At 59.1% G+C, this 18477-nt stretch carries 11 protein-coding genes; 3 read left to right on the top strand and 8 right to left on the bottom strand.

The genetic code is table 11. The features are described 5' to 3' along the window. Positions 1–10 precede the first annotated feature (10 nt). From DSCA_RS26760 to DSCA_RS26740, 5 genes are all read right to left on the bottom strand, one after another. A complete protein-coding gene (locus DSCA_RS26760) occupies positions 11–3190 on the bottom strand; it encodes a PAS domain-containing hybrid sensor histidine kinase/response regulator (protein WP_167527968.1) in 3180 nt (1059 codons plus the stop codon). A gap of 47 nt (positions 3191–3237) precedes the next feature. After that, a complete protein-coding gene (locus tag DSCA_RS26755) occupies positions 3238–3621 on the bottom strand; it encodes a response regulator (protein WP_155319351.1) in 384 nt (127 codons plus the stop codon). Positions 3622–3758: 137 nt separating this feature from the next. Then, the gene (locus DSCA_RS26750; RefSeq protein ID WP_155319350.1) at positions 3759–5747 is read right to left on the bottom strand and encodes a response regulator; all 1989 of its coding nucleotides are present in this window, start codon (positions 5745–5747) and stop codon (positions 3759–3761) included. Positions 5748–5902: 155 nt separating this feature from the next. Then, on the bottom strand, positions 5903–6844 hold the full coding sequence (gene miaA / locus DSCA_RS26745) for a tRNA (adenosine(37)-N6)-dimethylallyltransferase MiaA (protein ID WP_231716294.1): 942 nt from the start codon (positions 6842–6844) through the stop codon (positions 5903–5905). Positions 6845–6847: 3 nt separating this feature from the next. After that, positions 6848–7315 (bottom strand): ferritin-like domain-containing protein, encoded by a 468-nt coding sequence (locus tag DSCA_RS26740; RefSeq protein WP_155319349.1) that lies wholly within the window; start codon positions 7313–7315, stop codon positions 6848–6850. A 532-nt stretch (positions 7316–7847) separates the two neighbouring features. Between DSCA_RS26740 and DSCA_RS26735 the strand changes: the two genes are divergently transcribed. Beyond that, a complete protein-coding gene (locus DSCA_RS26735) occupies positions 7848–8849 on the top strand; it encodes a glycine cleavage system protein H (protein ID WP_155319348.1) in 1002 nt (333 codons plus the stop codon). A gap of 61 nt (positions 8850–8910) precedes the next feature. After that, the gene (locus tag DSCA_RS26730; protein WP_167527967.1) at positions 8911–9777 is read left to right on the top strand and encodes a glycine cleavage system protein H; all 867 of its coding nucleotides are present in this window, start codon (positions 8911–8913) and stop codon (positions 9775–9777) included. A 33-nt stretch (positions 9778–9810) separates the two neighbouring features. Here the strand turns inward: DSCA_RS26730 and DSCA_RS26725 are convergent, their stop codons facing one another. From DSCA_RS26725 to DSCA_RS26715, 3 genes are all read right to left on the bottom strand, one after another. Then, positions 9811–10416 carry an archaemetzincin gene (locus DSCA_RS26725; protein WP_155319346.1) on the bottom strand — a complete coding sequence of 202 codons (606 nt, stop codon included), beginning with the start codon at positions 10414–10416 and terminating at the stop codon, positions 9811–9813. Then, positions 10413–11756: a sigma-54-dependent transcriptional regulator gene (locus DSCA_RS26720; RefSeq protein WP_155319345.1), complete on the bottom strand. Its 1344-nt coding sequence runs from the start codon at positions 11754–11756 to the stop codon at positions 10413–10415. Before DSCA_RS26720 ends, DSCA_RS26725 begins: the two co-directional genes overlap by 4 nt. 65 nt (positions 11757–11821) lie before the next feature. Beyond that, positions 11822–13405 (bottom strand): ATP-binding protein, encoded by a 1584-nt coding sequence (locus tag DSCA_RS26715; protein WP_155319344.1) that lies wholly within the window; start codon positions 13403–13405, stop codon positions 11822–11824. Positions 13406–13820: 415 nt separating this feature from the next. Between DSCA_RS26715 and DSCA_RS26710 the strand changes: the two genes are divergently transcribed. Then, entirely contained in the window at positions 13821–18260 is a 4440-nt protein-coding gene (locus tag DSCA_RS26710) for an FAD-dependent oxidoreductase (protein ID WP_155319343.1), read from the top strand. Positions 18261–18477 lie beyond the last annotated feature (217 nt).

Below are 18477 nucleotides of genomic sequence, written 5' to 3'. Positions count from 1 at the left end.
TGCCCTCAGGTCATTCGTCCGTTGAATGGAATATCGCGTCGATCTTTTCCTGCAGCTGTTCCACGCGAAAGGGTTTTTTGAGGTAACCGTCCACACGGGCACGCCCCATCTTTTCCCGGGCCTGGGATTCGGTGAAGCCGCTGGCCACCAGCAGCGGCAGCGAGGCATCCGCGCTGCGCAGCCGCTCCACGGTTTCCCGGCCGCCCATCCGGGGCATGTTGACGTCCAGCACGGCCAGCCGGATCCGGTCCCGGTTAGCCTGGAATACGGTCAACGCCTCCAGGCCATCTTTGGCGGTGAGCACGTCAAACCCCATAAAAACCAGCATCTGTTTGCCCAGTTCCAGCACCAGGGGCTCATCGTCCACCAGCAGGACCGTTCCCCGGCGTTTCGACACCGCAGAAGCCGGGGTTCCCGAGGTATCCGGAGCGGTCTTTCTGCGTTCAGGGAAATAGACGCTGACCGCAGTGCCCGCATCCGGCCGGCTGTCGATACGAATGCCGCCCCGGTGGGCCCGCATGATCCCCATGACGGCGGCCATTCCCAACCCCCGGCCGGTGAACTTGGTGGTAAAGAAGGGGTCGAACACCTTTTCCAGGGTCTCCTGGTCCATGCCGCGCCCATTGTCGGCCACCCGCAACCAGACATATCGTCCCTCGGGCAGGTCTTCACCGGGAGCCAGCCGGGAGAGCTGAGCGGCATCACAATGCTGGTCTCCGACGCTGAGGCGGATCTCAAGGGGGTGATCGGCAGACGCTTCCACCGCATTGGTGACCAGGCTGGTGATCACCTGGCACACCTTTGAAACATCGGCATGGATCAGGCCGGGGCTGTCGGACGCATCGACGGTCAGGGTTGCCTTTTCAGCCACCGTCGTTTTCAGCACATCCACCATTTCCGACAAGGTATTATTCAGGTTTACGTTCTGAGGGATGATCCGGGTCTGCCCCACATAGGTAAGCATAAGGGTACCCAGATCGGCGGCCCGCTGGGCGGATTTTTCGGCGGCGTCGATCCGGCGGCTCAGGCTGCTCCCCTCCCGCACACTCATTCGCATCAATTCCAGGTTGCCCAGAACGACCATCAGCAGGTTGTTGAAATTGTGGGCCACGCCGCCGGCCATGGTACTGACGGCTTCCAGTTTACGGGTATGCCGGAGCCGTTCGGCGATCTCCTGACGTTCCGATTCCAGGGATTTAATTCGGTCGATGTCCACGGCGATCTGGAGCCTGACCAGGCGGCCGTCCACCCACCGGATGGCCCGGGCGCTATAAAGATACCACCGGTTTTTCAATGGATTGAGACCTTCCCATGTGGAAATGCCCGTTGGCTGGCCATCGGCATCCAACAGTTTATCCGTGGTGCAGTCCGGGCAGACCGCCGTGTTGTCGCGCAGGATTTCGAAGCACCGGTCACCCAGGCGGTTGTCACCGAAATCATCACGCATCGCCTGGTTCATGAACAGGATTTCATGGTTCTCCATATCCGCCACATAAATGTGGGCACGGACGCTGTCCAGCACGGTGGTGAAACGTTCGTGGGACGCCTTGAGTTCCTGTTCGGCATCTTTCTGGTCGGTGATATCCCGGTTGCTGCCAATGACAAAAGCCGGTTTGCCGGCCGCATCCCGGATAATGGCATGGCTGTCGCTGAACCAGCGGTATCGCCCCTGGCGGTCGCGCATGCGGTATTCGATGACATGGTCGGCATCCCTGTTTTCGGCAGCTTTCAGCAGTTCCCTGTTGAAGGTCAGAAAGCGGGGAAGGTCCTCCGGATGGACCACGGCCTGCATCCCGTCAAAGCCATTGCGGCCGGCGGTTTCGGGACTGATGCCCAAAAGATCGCTGATGGCGTTGCTGACATATTCGTAGGCACCGTTTTTAAGGTCCCGTTTGAACAGGATATCCCGGGAGTGTTTCAGGACTTCATCGAATCGCTGCTGGCTTGCCTGCAACGCTTGTTCAGCCGCATGGCGCTCCCGGAGCAGCGCATCCAGTTCACCCTTGATCAGGGCAATGGCATCGAACACCGGGCGAAACGGATGAGCGCGATCCACATGGTCGGGATCGGGAATGCCGTGCCGCTCCCAGTCGATATCACCGATATACTCGAGCAGCTGATGAACGACCGGCGCCGCATCGGCGGCATTCGGTGCCGGCGGCGGATCATCCGTCGCAACCCGTTGAAAAGAAACGACAAGCCGGTCGACCAAGGCCAGCGCGCCGGCACGGTCCCGGGCAACCTTTACCTTGAACGGCATAAAGGGAACGGCCAGCATGGCCGCGGTGCGGATAAACCAGTTCGCGTTGTAGAATACGTACAGGGCCATCGGGTATTGATCATGCCACTGCTTCAGCGACGCCATGTATTGTTTTCGGGCCTTGGGGTCGCTGTTGTGAGCGTCGGCAGTACCGGTGACGATGGCCTCGAACCCCTCGTCAAGGCCGACCATGCGGCGCACACGTTCCCGCAGCCGGGCCACGGACGCCACGTGATGGGCGCGCAGGGTCCCTGACGAAACGGCATGATAGATGCGTCGGTCGATGACCTCAACGGCCAGGGAATAGCCGTCCAGTGACAGGTGCCACCGGTCACAGCGAAGGATATGGCGCCCCTCCTCATCGTGTTCGGTAATGCCGGCAGCCCGAAGCTGGTCAGGCGGCCCGACAGACGGGGCGGCAATCGACTCGATGCCGGCCAGGCGGATGGCCGCCAACATGGCGTCTTCGTAATCTTTGACGATGCGGACATTGAATTTGACGAGGCTCAAGCGCTTGGCGATCTTGATCATAAAGCTGAACAGCGGGCTGACGCCGAAATAAACCAGTCCCAGCATATTTTCACGACGCTGCATATGACGGATATAGTGGGTGCGGGCCTCACGGGTGATGCCCAGCATGCCCGAGTAGTCGGATACGTGAACGTAGCCGGCCGGCGCGTCGATATGTTCCCGGACCACGGCATCGGTCATGCGCAGGGAGTCGATGATGTCTTTGAGCTCGGCATGGCCGGAGGGCTGGTTCAACAGGATGCGGTCGCCCACCACCCGGGTGGTCAGCCGATAGCGCTTCCCAAACCGGCGGTCCGTCCATTCCGGACGGGATTTGACGGGCAGCCCTGTTGTCGGGCAGACCATCACGGGTTGGATCGATTGGCGATGGGTGCGGTGGGTCAACTCAGTCTCCGACATTTGCATCTCTGCTGAAGGGGGTCATCACGCAGGCCATTAAAATCAGGTCAGGCTTCAGGGGATACCAGTTTAACGATGGCGTCTGTAAAAACCGACAGATCCGCCTGGGGTTTTGAAAAAACATGATCCTGGGTCACCCCGATCGCTTTCAATTCATCGGGAAGGATATAATCCACGGATCCGGTATGGACGAGAAACCGCATTCGGGGCCGGACCAGGTGGGCCTGGAGGATCAGGGAGTCGCCATCCAGTTTGGGCAGCCGGATATCCACCACGGCGACATCGACAGGAATGCGGGTGATCAGGTCCAAAGCGCCTTCGGCACTGTCCACGGATAAAACATCATACTGAAAATCTTTCAAAAACTCAACCAGGCTGTTGCGGATGGCGGGTTCATCGTCAACCACCAGCACGCGAATTCGGGACGACATGGCGCCTCCAGATTAGCGGAACATCATGACAATTCGATTCATTTGTCCCGGATACAATAGGCAGGTCCGATGATGCGCCTGAACACCTGTGGCGCAACGGACCCGCAGGCCAATCTCAAGGACGCCCGGCAAACAGATTACGCCGTTCGCCCTTTGGCGGCTTTTTCCAAAACGAGTCCCACGGTATGGATCAGGGCGTCCATCATCAGCGGTTTCATGAGAACAGCGGCATAGCCGGCTTCGCTGGCCATGGCCGTCTCCATGGCTTCGACGTATCCGGTGCACAGAATGACCGGCAAATCCGGCCGCACCCGGTGGATCTCCCTTGCCAGTTGGTCCCCGGTCAATTTGGGCATGGTCATATCCGTAAGCACCAGGTCGAAGGCACCGGGGGCCTCCCTAAACTGCCCCAGTGCCTTTTCGGGGCATGTAAAAACCGTCACCGTGTATCCGGCACGCGCCAGCATTTCCCGCCCCACCAGCACCAGGGCCTGCTCATCGTCAACCATGAGAATCCGCCCGCAGCCGGTCGCTGCGGCCCCGACCGGCACACCGAAGGCCTCCTGTGCATCATCGATTCGGGGAAGGTATATGCTGAAAGTCGTTCCTTTTCCGGGCCCACTCTTGACGCCGATCTCCCCCTTCCAGCGCTTCACCAGGCCATGAACCACGGCAAGCCCCAGCCCGGTCCCCTCTCCTTTGGGTTTGGTGGTAAAATAGGGATCAAACGCGCGCTTGAGGGTCCGGCTGTCCATACCGGTTCCGGTATCCCGGACCGTCAGGCAGACGTAAGCACCCGCCGGCAGGGCAGGCCCTTCGTTCAGCGGTACCTGCGTGGATTCAACACAGTCCACTCGAATGGTAAGCCTGCCACCTGTTTTTCGCATGGCATGATGGGCGTTGGTACACAGGTTCATCAGAATCTGGTGCACCTGGGTCGGATCGGCATGGACCGTGGCGCCGGCGCAGCGGATCTGCTTGCGGATCTCAATGGTGGTGGGCAGGGCGGCCCGAAGCAGTTCAAGCACTTCCACCACCATCCGATCCATACGGACCCGGGAGTTTTCAGTCGGGTTCTGGCGGCTGAACGAAAGAATCCGGCGAACCAGTTCTTTGGCGCGGTCGCAGGATCCGATCATCCTCCCGACCTTGCGCCTGGCCGGATGATCGGCGGCCAGGTCCAGCATGGCCAGTTCACCGTAACCCACGATCGCCCCGAGGATATTGTTGAAGTCATGGGCGATTCCGCCGGCCAGGGTGCCGATCGCCTCCATCTTCTGAGCCTGCTGAAGCTGTTCCTTGAGCCGCTGCCGCTCGGAAATATCCGCCAGAACAAGAACCAGATCCCGGTTTTCGCGCAGGTATACGAGCATATCGAAATAACGGTCCTGGCTTGGATCATGGTATTCCACGTGATGGCTGCCACGATCGGCTCCAGCCTGCGTCGCCCCCTGGAAATCAACCCCTGGAAATAAGGCCGAGAGCCGCTGATCCTTCAACGCGGCGGCACCCATACCGACCATTGATTCGAAGGCGGGGTTGACGTCCATCAACCGGTAATCCTCGGGAGGCCGGCCGGCATCCGCCGGCCGGCACAAGGCGAATCCGTGACGCATGGATTCGAACAGAAGCCGGTATTTGGATTCGCTCTTTTTCAAGCGCCGGTTGGCAGCGGCTAAATCCCGGGTGCGTTTCAGGACCTTTTCTTCCAGCTGCTGCTGATACTGGCGGTTTTCCCGAACCAGGCGGGCACGCTCCAGACAGCGGTCCACGGCGTGCCTGACAATCGGCAGATCCTCTATCGGTTTGAGCAGATAGTCCTGCGCCCCCTGCCGCAGCGCTTCAACGACATCTTCAATCAAACCGGTTCCGGAAACGATGATCACCGGTGTATCCGGCGATATTTCCCGGATCTGTGCCAGCACCTCAATACCATCCATGCCGGGCATGCGCAGGTCCAGCAGCACCAGATCCGGCTGATGCCGCCGGAAGGCTTCCAGGCCGGCAACCCCGTCCGGCGCCTCGATCACATGGTAATCGAAGTCCTCCAGATAGTTACGAAAACTATCCCGAATAGCGGGTTCGTCTTCAATGGTCAGGATCAGCGGCTGGGGAAAATCGGTCATTTTATTTTGCCAAAACGTTCTGATTGACGGCACAACCGGCAGCAAATGCGTTTACCGCCGCGGTTGTTTTATCGGCATTTATCGGTGGTTCTAAAGGATTGGAAATCAAAGACGCTGCCGGACGGTCGGCGCCGGATTCGGCCCGGTTGCCGGCCTCAGGCCAGGCGGTCCTGCAGAAAAGCGCGAATCATCTCGCTGGCCGGGGCCGTCTGGTCCGGGGATAGCCAGTGGACCGATTCCCGGTTGCCGAACCAGCTCAACTGGCGCTTGGCGTATCGGCGGTGGTCCCGCTTCAAGGTGGCCACCGCATCCGCCAGCATGACATCCCCGCGGATCACTGCCGCCAGGTGGCGGTATCCCAGACTCTGCATGGATTTGAGATCCCTGCCGTAGCCCCTGGCCTGAAGGTGCCGGACCTCATCCAGAAAACCCTGTGCCATCATGGCGTCAACCCGCCGGTTGATTCGGTCATACAAAACCGGCCGGGCCCAGGCGAGTCCGATTTCCAGTGTGTTGAAGCGCTGTTCGCGGAACCCGTGGCGCTGCTGAAAAACGGTGAGGGGTTCACCGGTGACCGCGAATACTTCCAGTGCCCGAATGATACGATAGGTGTCGTTGGGATGGATTCGACCGGCAGCCGTGCTGTCGATCTTTTGCAGGCGCCGGTGCAGGGCGTCGGTGCCCGACGATTGCGCCTGCCGCGCCAGGCGGCGACGAACCGCCGGGTCCGAGGGGCCTTGCTCGAAAAGGCCGTGAATCAGCGCCTTGATGTAAAATCCGGTTCCACCGACCACCAGCGCGGGCCGTCCCCGGGCGCCGATCTCGTGGATGGTATCGGCAGCCATCTTCGCGTAGGCGGCGGCATCGAAATCCTCGTCCGGATCCACGATGTCGATCATGTGGTGGGGAGCCGCCGCCTGCTCCGCCGGCGTGGGCTTGGCGGTGCCGATATCCATCATGCGATAAATCTGCATGGAATCGGCACCGACGATTTCCCCGTCAAACCGCCGGGCCAGGCGGATGGCGAAGCCGGTCTTTCCAGACCCGGTGGGCCCGCAGATAACGATGAGTTTGGTTTGGGCAGAATCCAGGGCCAACGATCAATCGCCCATCTCTGCCATGTAATCGTCATACATGGTCTCCAGGGCGAGCTTATGTTTGGCCTCCTCCTGGCAAAGCATTTTGAAAAGGGTTTTGGCGTCGTCACTGTCCGCTTTATCCAGCAGTTCGTTGTAAAGCTTGAGTGCCGCCTCTTCACGCTTCATGGCCAGCATGAGCAGTTCATTGTAAGCCATGCCCGGTCGGTACGCCATCGGTTCCACATAATCACTTCGCTTGATATCGGTGATCCATTCAAAACGGTATCCTTCGATATTCTCGGCGATGCCCGTAGCCCGGAAATCTTCCAGCATCCGCTGGTGCTTGCGTTCTTCGGCGGCAAATTCCTTGAGCATCTGCCGCTTGCCGGACATCATTTCGGATTCACTGTTCTCTTCGTAAAATTTGGCCGCTTCCTTTTCTCTTTCGATGGCAAACGTGATGAGCGCGTCCATGTCTTTAAAATCCATCGGGCATTATCCTTTCTTTTCCTGTGATGGGTTTACGGGCATCGGTGATACGCCGTCTTCGGTTCATGCCGATCAAATCCGGGGATGAGGACGATCAACAGGCCGCTGTTTAATCGTGGCAGCAGGATACCAGCTAACACCGCCCGGGTAGGCCGAGTCAATATCATTTTTAGGGGCTGTAGGAAATCCCGACTCGGGTGTAGGAAAATCCGGCATGACGGCAACTACCCGATAACAATTATCAAATCCGTTTTTTTGCGCGAAACAGGATGGCATGGCCCTTGATTTTGTAGGATTTTTCTACACATGGGCCGACATCCCGTGAAAAAAGCCTGCCGTATATTTGATATTAACTGTAATATCGATTCGTTAAAAACATGGCACACCACTTGCTGAGTATTAGGCAACAGTGGACGTCACCCGGTGGCAGTTTTTTCCATACCGGGTTTTGCCGAATCCGGGAAAGCCTTCACCGGAAGCGCTTTCAACAGATATCAAACATGAAACATACATCAGCAAAGGAGATGGGAAAATGAGTGAAAAAGGCAACGGGCACCCAAGAAGCCGCATCGGTTACGGATCATCTTATCATCGTGGAAAACAGAACGAAATGGCACAGCCGTCCGGCATCGGTTCCGTCCTCGGCGGCCAGGTGTGGGTCATTAAACCGGACAAAAAGGCCCAGGCCGAAAACCCCTGCCTGTGGATGCAGGCCGGCGCAGTCAAGTACAAAAGCTGCAACAACTATTACGACTGCACCACCTGCAAGTACGACCACGCCATGCAGGCCAAGGTCTCAAAGGGCAAACAGACCAGTTGGCAGGATGCCATGCGTCGCCAGCCGGCCCTGGAACGCGTTTGCAGGCACAGCCTGACCCGGCGGATCGCCCACCGTGCCTGCGCCTATGACTTTCGATGCGACAAATGCGATTTCGATCAATATTTCGAAGATGTGCTGGCCGCCAAAACCAAAAGCGACCCGACCCGGGTGGAAACGGTCAAGGGATTTGACGTTCCCAGTCACTATCATTTCCACAACGGCCACACCTGGGCCCGCATCGAAAGCGGCGGTTTTTTGCGCGTCGGGCTGGATGATTTCTCCCTCAAGGTCTTCGGCCAGGCCGATGGATTCGAGCTTCCCCTCATGGGAAAGGAGTTGAGCCACGACAAGATCGGCTGGGGGTTGAAACGACGGGACCACCTGGCGGATGTGCGGGCACCTGTCGATGGGGTCATCGTGGAGGTCAATACCCGCGTAATGGAAAATCCAGGACTGGCCAACCGCGAGCCTTATGGTGAAGGGTGGCTCTTCCTGGTTCGAACCCCTGACGTCAAATCGGCGGCCAAGCGGTTAATGAGTGACGAGGCCGGCGTTGACTGGATCAGCAGCGAAGTGGGCGTCCTCGAGGAGATGGTCACCGAAGTGGCCGGACCGCTGGCCGCCGACGGCGGCACCTTCGGGCCGGATGTCTACGGCAACCTGCCCGGACTGGACTGGAAGAAACTGACGCAAGCCTTCTTAAAGACGGGTTGATACCATGGGAGACCAACAGCGCGCGCGATCATCCGGCCCATGCATATGGATGCAGGCCGGTGTGGTAAAGACCAAAATCTGCCGCCGGGAATTCGATTGCACCGGCTGTCGATTCGACAGGGTCCTGCGGAACCTGGCGGAGGAAAACCGGAAGCGATCGGCATCCGGGCAGGCAGTTCCCGGCCGGCGCGGGCGCATCGTATACTGGCCCGACAAGCTCAGGGGCCTGCCCGCCCATCGGCGCCCCTGCCTGCATCATCTCAAGCGGCGCATCGAATTTCGCGCCTGCACCAACGACTACCTGTGCAGCAATTGTGAGTTCGACCAGTATTTCCAGGATCAGTACGCGGTCCATGCGGTGCTCAAACCGGTTGCGATGAAGGACGTTAAGGGCGTCAAGATTCCCCAGGGCGTCTATCTCCACCGGGGGCACGCGTGGGTGGGAATGGCGTCCGGCGGCCAGGTACGCATCGGCCTCGACGCCTTTGCCGCCCGGCTGCTGGGACCGTTGGACCGGATCGAGCTGCCACTGATGGGCAAACCGCTGGAGCGGGGCCGGGTGGGTATCCGCATGAATCGCGGCGATCTGAGAACCGGGTTGGTGGCACCGGTCAGCGGCGTGGTCACCGCCTTCAACCCCATCGTAAACGACAACCCCAAGGCGCTGCCGGCCGATCCCTACGGGGACGGATGGCTGTTGATGGTTCAGCCGAACCACCTGCGTGAGGACCTGCGCAGCCTTCAGATGGGGGCCGAGGCCACGGCCTTCATCGAGAGTGAAATCGACCAGTTGTTTCAGGCGATAGAGACCCAGCTCGGTCCGCTGGCCGCCGACGGCGGCACCCTTTCCGACGACATCCTTGGATCATTGCCACCGAACTGCTGGAAAAAAGTGGCCCGGCAATTTCTCAGAACCGACAGGGCCTGATTCCAGAAAAAACCCGTCGGCGGCCCCGGGGTTTCAATTCGCTTTAAACCTCAAGGCCGCCTCCGCGTCCGTCGACCCTCCCCTCAGCGGAACGTGCTTCAATTGGTCGTTCAGCATCACCTGGCAATAGCGGCAAAACCGGCCTGTCTTTCCATCCACATCGCCGGTACTGCGGCAATAGTGCATCAGGCACTGGCGGTCCTTGCAGTGGCGAAGATCGAAGGTGTGGCCCAGTTCATGGGCGGCTTCCTTGGTGACACGCTTCAGATACAGGGCGCGCTGTCCGACCATGGAGATCCCCCCGGCCAACCGGCAGGTGGAGACGATACAGCTGCGCCCCCCCAGCTGCGCCTCGCCATACACATGGGTAAGAATCGGGATAAAAAGATCATCGTGGGTCAGCGCAATGACCTTGAACACATCGGGGGGTGCCGTTTCGGACAGTTTCGCAAGAATCATGGTGGAGTGATACTGCCCGCGCTCTTCGTTCCAGGCAAAACCGATATCGTCAAGCAGCGTTTCGGTGCGGCATGGCAGGCCGAAGGTCCGCAGCACCATGTTTTCGACAACAGACAGGATGTCTGCATCAAACGCACCGATGGGAGCAATCAGGACGGTCGTTTTTGAGGTGGCGGTCAAGACGGGCTCTGCAGTCGATAACGCTTGATCTTGCTGTACAGGGTGGAACGATCGATTCCCAGGATCTTCGAACACATCGAAATGTTCCAGGCGTTTTCCGTGAGTATCTGCAGGATATGGTTCTTTTCCATGGCCTTGAGCGTATGGTCGGACGGCTGGACGCACTCCGCAGGACAAACGATGGGCAGATCGCTGAGCATCACCTGGGCGCCCTTGCCGACCACAACGGCCCGCTCGATGGCATTTTCCAGTTCCCGGATATTCCCGGGCCAATCATACAGCATCATTTCATCCATGGCATCCCGGGAAACCTTTCGAATCGGTTTGTTGGTCTCCTGTGAGAAGCGAAGCAGGAAATGGTCGCAAAGCAAAGGGATGTCTTCCTTGCGCTGGCGCAGGGCCGGCATGGCAAAAGCGATGACGTTGAGGCGGTAAAACAGGTCTTCGCGAAAGGCGCCGTCGGCAATGGCTTTTTTCAGGTCCCGGTTGGTGGCGGCCACCACCCGGAAATCGGCCTCCAGGGGCTGGGTGCCGCCCACCCGGTAAAAAACACCGTCCTCGAGCACCCGCAGCAGGTCGATCTGCATGCGCATGCTGATCTCCCCGATTTCATCGAGAAACAGGGTGCCGCCATTGGCCAGTTCAAGACGGCCTTTCTTGGTTTCACGGGCATCGGTAAAAGCCCCTTTCTGATGGCCGAACAGCTCGCTCTCCATCAGGTGTTCAGGAATGGCGCCGCAGTTGACGGCCACAAAGGGCCCCTGGCAGCGGCTGCTGCAGGTGTGAATGGCCTTGGCAGCCAACCCCTTGCCCGTACCGGTTTCACCGGTGATCAGGATGGTCGTATCGGCGGCAGCCACATCCTTGATCAGATCAAAGACCTCCTGCATCGCCGGGGACTGGCCGATCATGCTTTCAAACCGGGTGCGCTCCCGGACCTGTTCACGCAGGTAGATATTCTCCTTGACCTGGTCCTGCTGGGCGATGATTTTCTCGATCAGGACCCCGATCTCTTCCGGGTCAAAGGGTTTCAGCAGGTATTCCACGGCGCCGCGCTTCATGGCTTCAATGGCCGTCGAGATGGACCCGTAGGCCGTAATCATCACCACCGCCGCACCCAGGTCGCGCGAGTTGACCGCCTCGAGAAGATCCAGGCCGCTCATCCCCTCCATCTTGATGTCCACCAGCATAATGTCGTATTGGGCATCGGTAATCTTTTCAAGCGCCTCTTCCCCGCTGGCAGCAGTCTCCACATGGTGGCCGTCCCGTTCCAGCCACCCGGCCAGTGATTCTCGAATGATCAGTTCGTCGTCCACCACCATGATCCGGGTTTTACTCATTTTTCCTCCGCATTCGGTTTCAGGGTCACGGTAAGGTCCCCCTCCGCAACCTGAAGATGGATCTCCTACCGGGGCCCTGCCTTCCGGCCAGCATCGGCCGTTTCCGCCTGTGGCGGTTCCGGTGACGAAGGCAGCTGGATCGTAAAGGTTGCCCCCTTGCCCGGAAGCGTATCGACCGTGATGCTGCCATTATGCGCTTTGATTATGCCGTATGCGACACTGAGTCCCAGTCCGACGCCCTTGCCTTTTTTTTTCGTCGTGTAAAAGGGTTCGAACAGCTTGTTGAGGTGGCCCGATGAAATGCCGATCCCGTTGTCGGCAAAAGAAATGTTGATGACATCCGCCGACTTGCCGCACCAGGTCCTCACGGAGAGCACACCGCCGCCCCTGCCCTCCAGGGCTTCGACGGCATTGGACACCATGTTCATGAACACCTGCTGCAGCTGGTCGGCGGACCCCACGACCGGAGGCAGTTCGGAATCCAGCTCCTTCCGGACCTTGACGTTGTGAATCTTCAGCAGGTTGTCGTTGATCACGAGGGTCTTTTCGATGAGCCGGTTCACATCCTGTTCACCCATTTCCATTTTGGACTGCCGGGAAAAGGTCAGCAGGTTGGAGACGATGCGGCTGATCCGACGGGTTTCAGACTCCATCAGGGTCAGGTAGCGATCAAAGGAATCCTGCCCCCGGGCATCGCCGGAGTCTTCCTTCATAATCCGTTTCATCAGCAGGATGAGGTTTAAAATGCCGGCAATGGGATTGTTGATCTCATGAACCACCGAGGCGGACAATTTGCCCAGGGAGGCCATCTTATCCTGGTGGAGAAGCTTGTCGTGGGTTTCCTGCAACTGGCGGGTCCGCTCGTCAACCATCTGCTCCAGGCGCCGGCGGCTCTCCTCCTCCTGATGTTTACGTTCGGTAATATCGTGACTGATCTCGAGAAACCGCGAAATCTTGCCGTCCTTTTCCCAAAGCGGGTGAATGGTCACTTCGATGTAATGCGTTTTGCCGAAGGGGTCGGTACGGGTGCGGATCGTCTGGGCGGTTTCGCGGTTCCGGATCACGGTACTGAGCGGGCACCCGCTCTCGTCGCCATAACACGACTGGTGGGTCTGGTGATAAATTTCGAAACACTTTTTGCCCACCACCTCCTCTTTGTTATAGCCCATCTGCCTTAAAAAGGCCTCGTTGGCGTCCACGATTTCCTGCTCCGGCGTAATGACCAGAATCAGGTCCTGAATACCGTTCAGGATGGTCTGCATCTCCTCGGTTCGCTGTTCGAGTATTCTTTCCCTTGATTTGAACGTTTTCCAGAACAGGTCAAAGGCGTGGTATGAGAGCACCCGCAAAAAATCGGGTTTTGTTTTCAGTACCCGGCGCAGCAGGTCGGGATCGGGGTCCAGCAGAATAAACAACTGCACGTTGGCGACAGGATCATAGAGCTGCTCGAAATCGGAAACGATCGTCAGGCCCAATTGACGCGCCAGGGCAACCCCGGGCGCCGACCCGTCAGGATCGGCAACAGCGACGATTCTGGAGTTGACCTGATCCTGCAAAAAAGCGACCGTGGTCATTTTCAGCACTTCACCGCAGTACTCACCACCGCCGATCAGGGCGATATTGAGTACCGAGGGAGTCTCACCGGCCATCGGGCACGTCTCCTGTTAGGGGCCTTGACAGAGCAGATCAGGAACAGATCGGCGGGAACATGGAGACAAAATTTAGCATGGTGAAGATCGCCGAATCAAGGTGATTTTCAAGCACCGGCCGGCGTCAAGCGCACAATGAATGGCCGCGACGCCCGATTTTTTTATCTTCAAGGCGCCACCGGGCCAGTACCCGGCGTCTTAATTTTTTCTTGATTCAAATCCAATTTTTGGGCATATTCGCACAACTTAACCGACTGACCCAACGGAAAGCCTGCGAATTCTATTGACAAGGCGATCGTGTCCATATAGGTAGGTTTTTTAAAAAAACACACCTAACCTCTTATTTTTACTTAATCGTTTGGAAGTTTTAAAATTTATCACCATGCGTTTCAAACGCGATCAGGAGAACGAAACAATGACAAAGGACGCAATTGGTTCTGTTCTGGTTGTTGGCGGCGGCATATCCGGAATGCAGGCTGCGTTGGATCTGGCCGATTCGGGATACCTTGTTCATGTAGTTGAAAAATCACCGGCCATCGGCGGCGTGATGAGCGAACTGGACAAGACGTTTCCCACCAACGACTGTGCCATGTGAATCATCTCCCCGAAACTGGTCGAGTTCGGCCGGCATCTGAATATCAATCTGATCACGTGCGCAGAAGTCAAGGACATCCAGGGCACCGAAGGCAATTTCAGCGTCACCATTGACAAAGGGCCCCGTTTTATCGACCCGGCCAAATGCACCTCCTGCGGCGATTGCGCAGAGGTATGCCCGGTCTCCCTGCCCGACGAATACAACCAGGGGCTCAACCACCGCAAGGCAACCTACAAGCGCTATGCCCAGGCCATTCCCGGCGCCTTTGCCATCCAGAAGGCGGACAAGGCGCCCTGCCGCCTGGCCTGCCCCGCCGGACTCAACGTCCAGGGCTACGTCCAGATGGTGGGCGAAGGAAAATACAAGGAAGCCCTGCAGATCATCATGGAGGATCTGCCTCTGCCCGGCGTGCTAGGCCGCATCTGTCCCCACGGCTGCGAAGACGCCTGCCGCCGCTGCGACGTGGACCACCCGGTCGCCATCCGGGATTTGAAACGCCTGGCCGCCGATCAGTTCGACCCCCGTGAAATCGAGATTCCCACGGCCGCCCCGCGGGAAGAGCGGGTCGCCATCATCGGTTCGGGACCGGCGGGCCTGTCCGCAGCCTATCAGCTGGCCCGCAAGGGTATCATGTCCACCATTTTCGAGGCCCTGCCCAAAGCCGGCGGCATGCTGCGCGTGGGCATTCCGGATCATCGGCTGCCGCCCGAAATCCTGGACCGGGAAATCGAACTGATCACCAACATGGGTGTGGAACTGAAGACCAACACCCCGCTGGGCGACGACCTCACCGTGGACGCCCTTTTCGAGCAGGGCTTCAAATCGGTCTACCTCGCCCTGGGCGCCCACAAGGGCATCACCCTGGGGGTTCCCGGAGAACAGGCAAAGGGAGTGCGCCAGGGTGTCGATTTTCTGCGGGAAGTGAACCTTTCCGGAACGGCGCCGGTGGGCAAACATGTAGCCATCATCGGCGGCGGCAACGTGGCCATCGACGTGGCCCGATCCGCCGTGCGGCTGGGTGCTGAAAGCGTCCAGATCATCTATCGCCGCACCCGGGCGGAAATGCCGGCCTGGGAAGAGGAAATTCAGGCCGCCGAGACCGAAGGGGTGGCCCTGACCTACCTGTCCGCCCCCCAGGAAATCCTGACCGCCGACGGCCGTGTATCCGGGCTGCGCTGCATCCGCATGGAACTGGGCGAGCCGGACTCATCGGGACGCCGCCGCCCCGTGCCGGTTCCGGGCAGCGAATACGATCTCGACATCGACCAACTGATCCCGGCCATCGGCCAGCGACCGGACCTGTCGGCCATCGAAGCGGTCGAGGACTTGGAATTCACGCGCTGGAGCACCACCGAAGTGGACCCCATCACCTACGCCACCGGCAGGAAAGGCGTCTTTGCCGGCGGAGACCTGCAGACCGGCCCCTGGGTGGCCATCGGCGCCATCGCTGCCGGCAAGGAAGCGGCCGAGTCCATCGTGCGCTATCTGGACGGTGTCGACATGGCTGCCGGACGCGAGCCCATCGACCGTGACGATCCGGTCTACCGTCCGATTCCCGCCGACGAACCGGTGGCAGCGCGTGCCAAAATGAGGGAACTGCCCGTCGAAGCGCGCCGGGGCAACTTCAACGAAGTGGAACAGGGCCTGACCGAGGAAGCGGGACAGGCCGAAGCCCACCGCTGCCTGAACTGCGGCTACTGCTGCGAGTGCTACCAGTGCGTGGACGCCTGCGGCGCCGGCGCCGTCACCCTGGAAACGCACCAGGAGCAGCGGGAGATCCTGGATCTGGAAGTGGGGTCGGTGATTCTGGCCCCCGGCTTCAGCCCCTACGATCCGTCCAAACTTGATTTTTACGGCTACGGCAAGCATCCCAACGTGATCACCTCGATGCAGTTCGAGCGGCTGCTGAGTGCCTCCGGCCCCACGGAAGGTCACGTGGCCCGGCCATCGGACCACAAGGATCCCAAGAAAATTGCCTGGTTCCAGTGTGTCGGATCGCGCGACCAGAACCGCTGCAACAATGCATACTGCTCTTCGGTCTGCTGCATGTACGCCATCAAGGAGGCCGTCATCGCCAAGGAACACGCCGGCGATGCGTTGGATTGCGCTGTCTTTTTCATGGACATGCGCACCTACGGAAAAGATTTCGAACGTTATTACGAGGGGGCCAAATCCCAGGGCGTGCGCTTCCTGCGGTCCAAGGTGCATACCATCGATCCCGTACCCGGCAGCGACGATCTGTCGATCCGCTATGTGACCGAGAGCGGCGAGATGCAGACCGAGGTGTTTGACATGGTGGTCCTTTCCGTGGGTCTGGAAACCTCCCCCGAAGTGGTGGCCATGGCCGAATCCCTGGGGGTGGGCCTGACATCGGGAAATTTCTGTCAGACCGACACCTTTGCCCCCGTGACCACCAGCCGGGCCGGGGTTTTTGTCTGCGGCGCCTTCCAGGGCCCCAAGGATATCCCCCAGGCCGTCGTGGATGCCAGTGCCTCGGCAGCCGCCGCGGGCGAGTTGCTCAGCTCCGCGAGAAACACCCAGACCCGCACGGCCGAAGTGGTCCCCGAAGTCAATGTGGCCGGGGATCGTCCCCGGGTGGGCGTCTTTGTCTGCAACTGCGGCATCAATATTGCCGGGGTGGTGGATGTGCCGGCCGTTCGCGATTATGCGGCCACCCTGCCCTTTGTGGAATACGTGACCGACAACATGTACTCCTGTTCCCAGGACACCCAGGACAGCATGACCGACATCATCCGGGAAAAACGCCTCAACCGGGTGGTGGTGGCGGCCTGTACGCCCAAGACCCACGAACCGCTTTTCCAGGAAACCCTGATCAATGCGGGGCTGAACAAATACCTGTTCGAAATGGTCAACATCCGCAACCAGGATTCCTGGGTCCATAAAAACAATCCTGAAATTGCCACCCATAAAGCCATGGACCTGGTTCGCATGGCCATCAACAAGGTCGCGCTGAAAGAACCGCTGGCCGAATCCGAACTCACCGTCGGTCAGACCCCGCTGGTCATCGGCGGCGGTATCGCCGGCATGACGGCCGCTCTGAGCCTGGCCCGCCAGGGGTATGACACCCATCTGGTGGAGCGCACCGGTCAATTGGGCGGGCAGGCCAACAGCCTCTACCGGACCTGGCGGGGGGAAGACATCCAATCCCACCTGGCCGACCTGGTGGCCCGGGTCAACGCCGAAAAACGGCTTCACGTGCACCTGAACACCCAATTGGCCAGCGTGGACGGTTTTGTGGGCAACTTCAAGACCGTCCTGAAAAACGGTACCGAAGAGACCGCCATTGAACATGGCGTCACCATCGTGGCCACCGGGGCCAGCGAACTGCAGCCCGATGAATACCTTTACGGCGAAGATCCGCGGGTGCTGACCAGCCTGGAACTGGATCGCAAGATGCTGGCCGGTGATGCCATGCTCGACGGGCTGAACACGGCGGTGTTCATTCAGTGCGTGGGATCCCGTGAACCCGAGCGGCCCTATTGCTCGCGCGTCTGTTGCACCCATTCCATCGAAAGCGCCCTGGCCATCAAGACGCGCAATCCGGAAGCGGGTGTGTATATTCTATACCGGGACATCCGCACCTACGGCGAGCGGGAAACACTCTACAAGAAGGCCCGTGAGGCCGGGGTAATCTTCATCCGCTATGACCTCGAGAACAAACCCCGGGTCGTCCGCGACGGGGAGCGGCTGACGGTGCGCGTCACCGATCATGTGCTGGGCCTGCCCGTGGAAATCACCACGGACCTGCTGACCCTGGCCGCGGCCATTGTGCCTTACGCCGATGAGCAGCTTTCCCAGTTTTTCAAAATTCCGCTCAACGATGACGGCTTTTTCGTCGAGAAGCACGCCAAGCTCGGACCGTGCGAATTTGCCACGGACGGCGTCTTCCTCTGCGGGTTGGCCCATTATCCCAAATCCATTGATGAGGCCGTTTCCCAGGGAAAGGCCGCGGCATCGCGGGCCGTCACCCTGCTGGCCCAGGAAAACATCTTTACCAGTGGTGAAGTGGCCTCGGTCGACCCCCAGATGTGCTCCAGTTGCGGGGTATGCGTGTCCATCTGCCCCTACTCCGCCCCCAGCTTCATCGCGGAGGATGCACGCATGTTCGCCGGCCGGGCAACCATCAATCCGGCCCTGTGCAAAGGATGCGGCCTGTGCGTCGCCTCGTGCCGGTCCGGTGCCATCCACCTCAGGGGATTCGACAACAACCAGATTTTTGCCATGCTCGATGCCATCTGATCAGAAACCGTTCACGGTTTGCAGTTATCGGGTTGCGGTTAATAAAACAGAAGGCAGGTTATCAATATCCGGAGGCTTAAAGCGTTGCATCGTTCATTAAAAAAAGATGTGAACTGTGAACCGGTAACCGTTAACAAACAATTAGTGTCCGTCCAGAAACAGGCAAATTTGGACAAGATCAAGGCCGGTGAAAATTTTCACCGCGGCATATGGATGG

The sequence above is a fragment of the Desulfosarcina alkanivorans genome, assembly GCF_009688945.1.
In the GTDB taxonomy this organism is placed as follows: Bacteria; Desulfobacterota; Desulfobacteria; order Desulfobacterales; family Desulfosarcinaceae; genus Desulfosarcina; species Desulfosarcina alkanivorans.
This window is presented reverse-complemented; position numbering and strand designations above follow the sequence as displayed.

Excerpts from the sequence above, each read along its gene's own strand:
- DSCA_RS26755 (WP_155319351.1), bottom strand. The coding sequence starts at position 3,621 with ATGTCGTCCCGAATTCGCGTGCTGGTGGTTGACGATGAACCCGCCATC.
- DSCA_RS26715 (WP_155319344.1), bottom strand. The coding sequence starts at position 13,405 with ATGGCCGGTGAGACTCCCTCGGTACTCAATATCGCCCTGATCGGCGGT.
- DSCA_RS26750 (WP_155319350.1), bottom strand. The coding sequence starts at position 5,747 with ATGACCGATTTTCCCCAGCCGCTGATCCTGACCATTGAAGACGAACCC.
- DSCA_RS26740 (WP_155319349.1), bottom strand. The coding sequence starts at position 7,315 with ATGGATTTTAAAGACATGGACGCGCTCATCACGTTTGCCATCGAAAGA.
- DSCA_RS26760 (WP_167527968.1), bottom strand. The coding sequence starts at position 3,190 with ATGTCGGAGACTGAGTTGACCCACCGCACCCATCGCCAATCGATCCAA.
- DSCA_RS26720 (WP_155319345.1), bottom strand. The coding sequence starts at position 11,756 with ATGAGTAAAACCCGGATCATGGTGGTGGACGACGAACTGATCATTCGA.
- DSCA_RS26735 (WP_155319348.1), top strand. The coding sequence starts at position 7,848 with ATGAGTGAAAAAGGCAACGGGCACCCAAGAAGCCGCATCGGTTACGGA.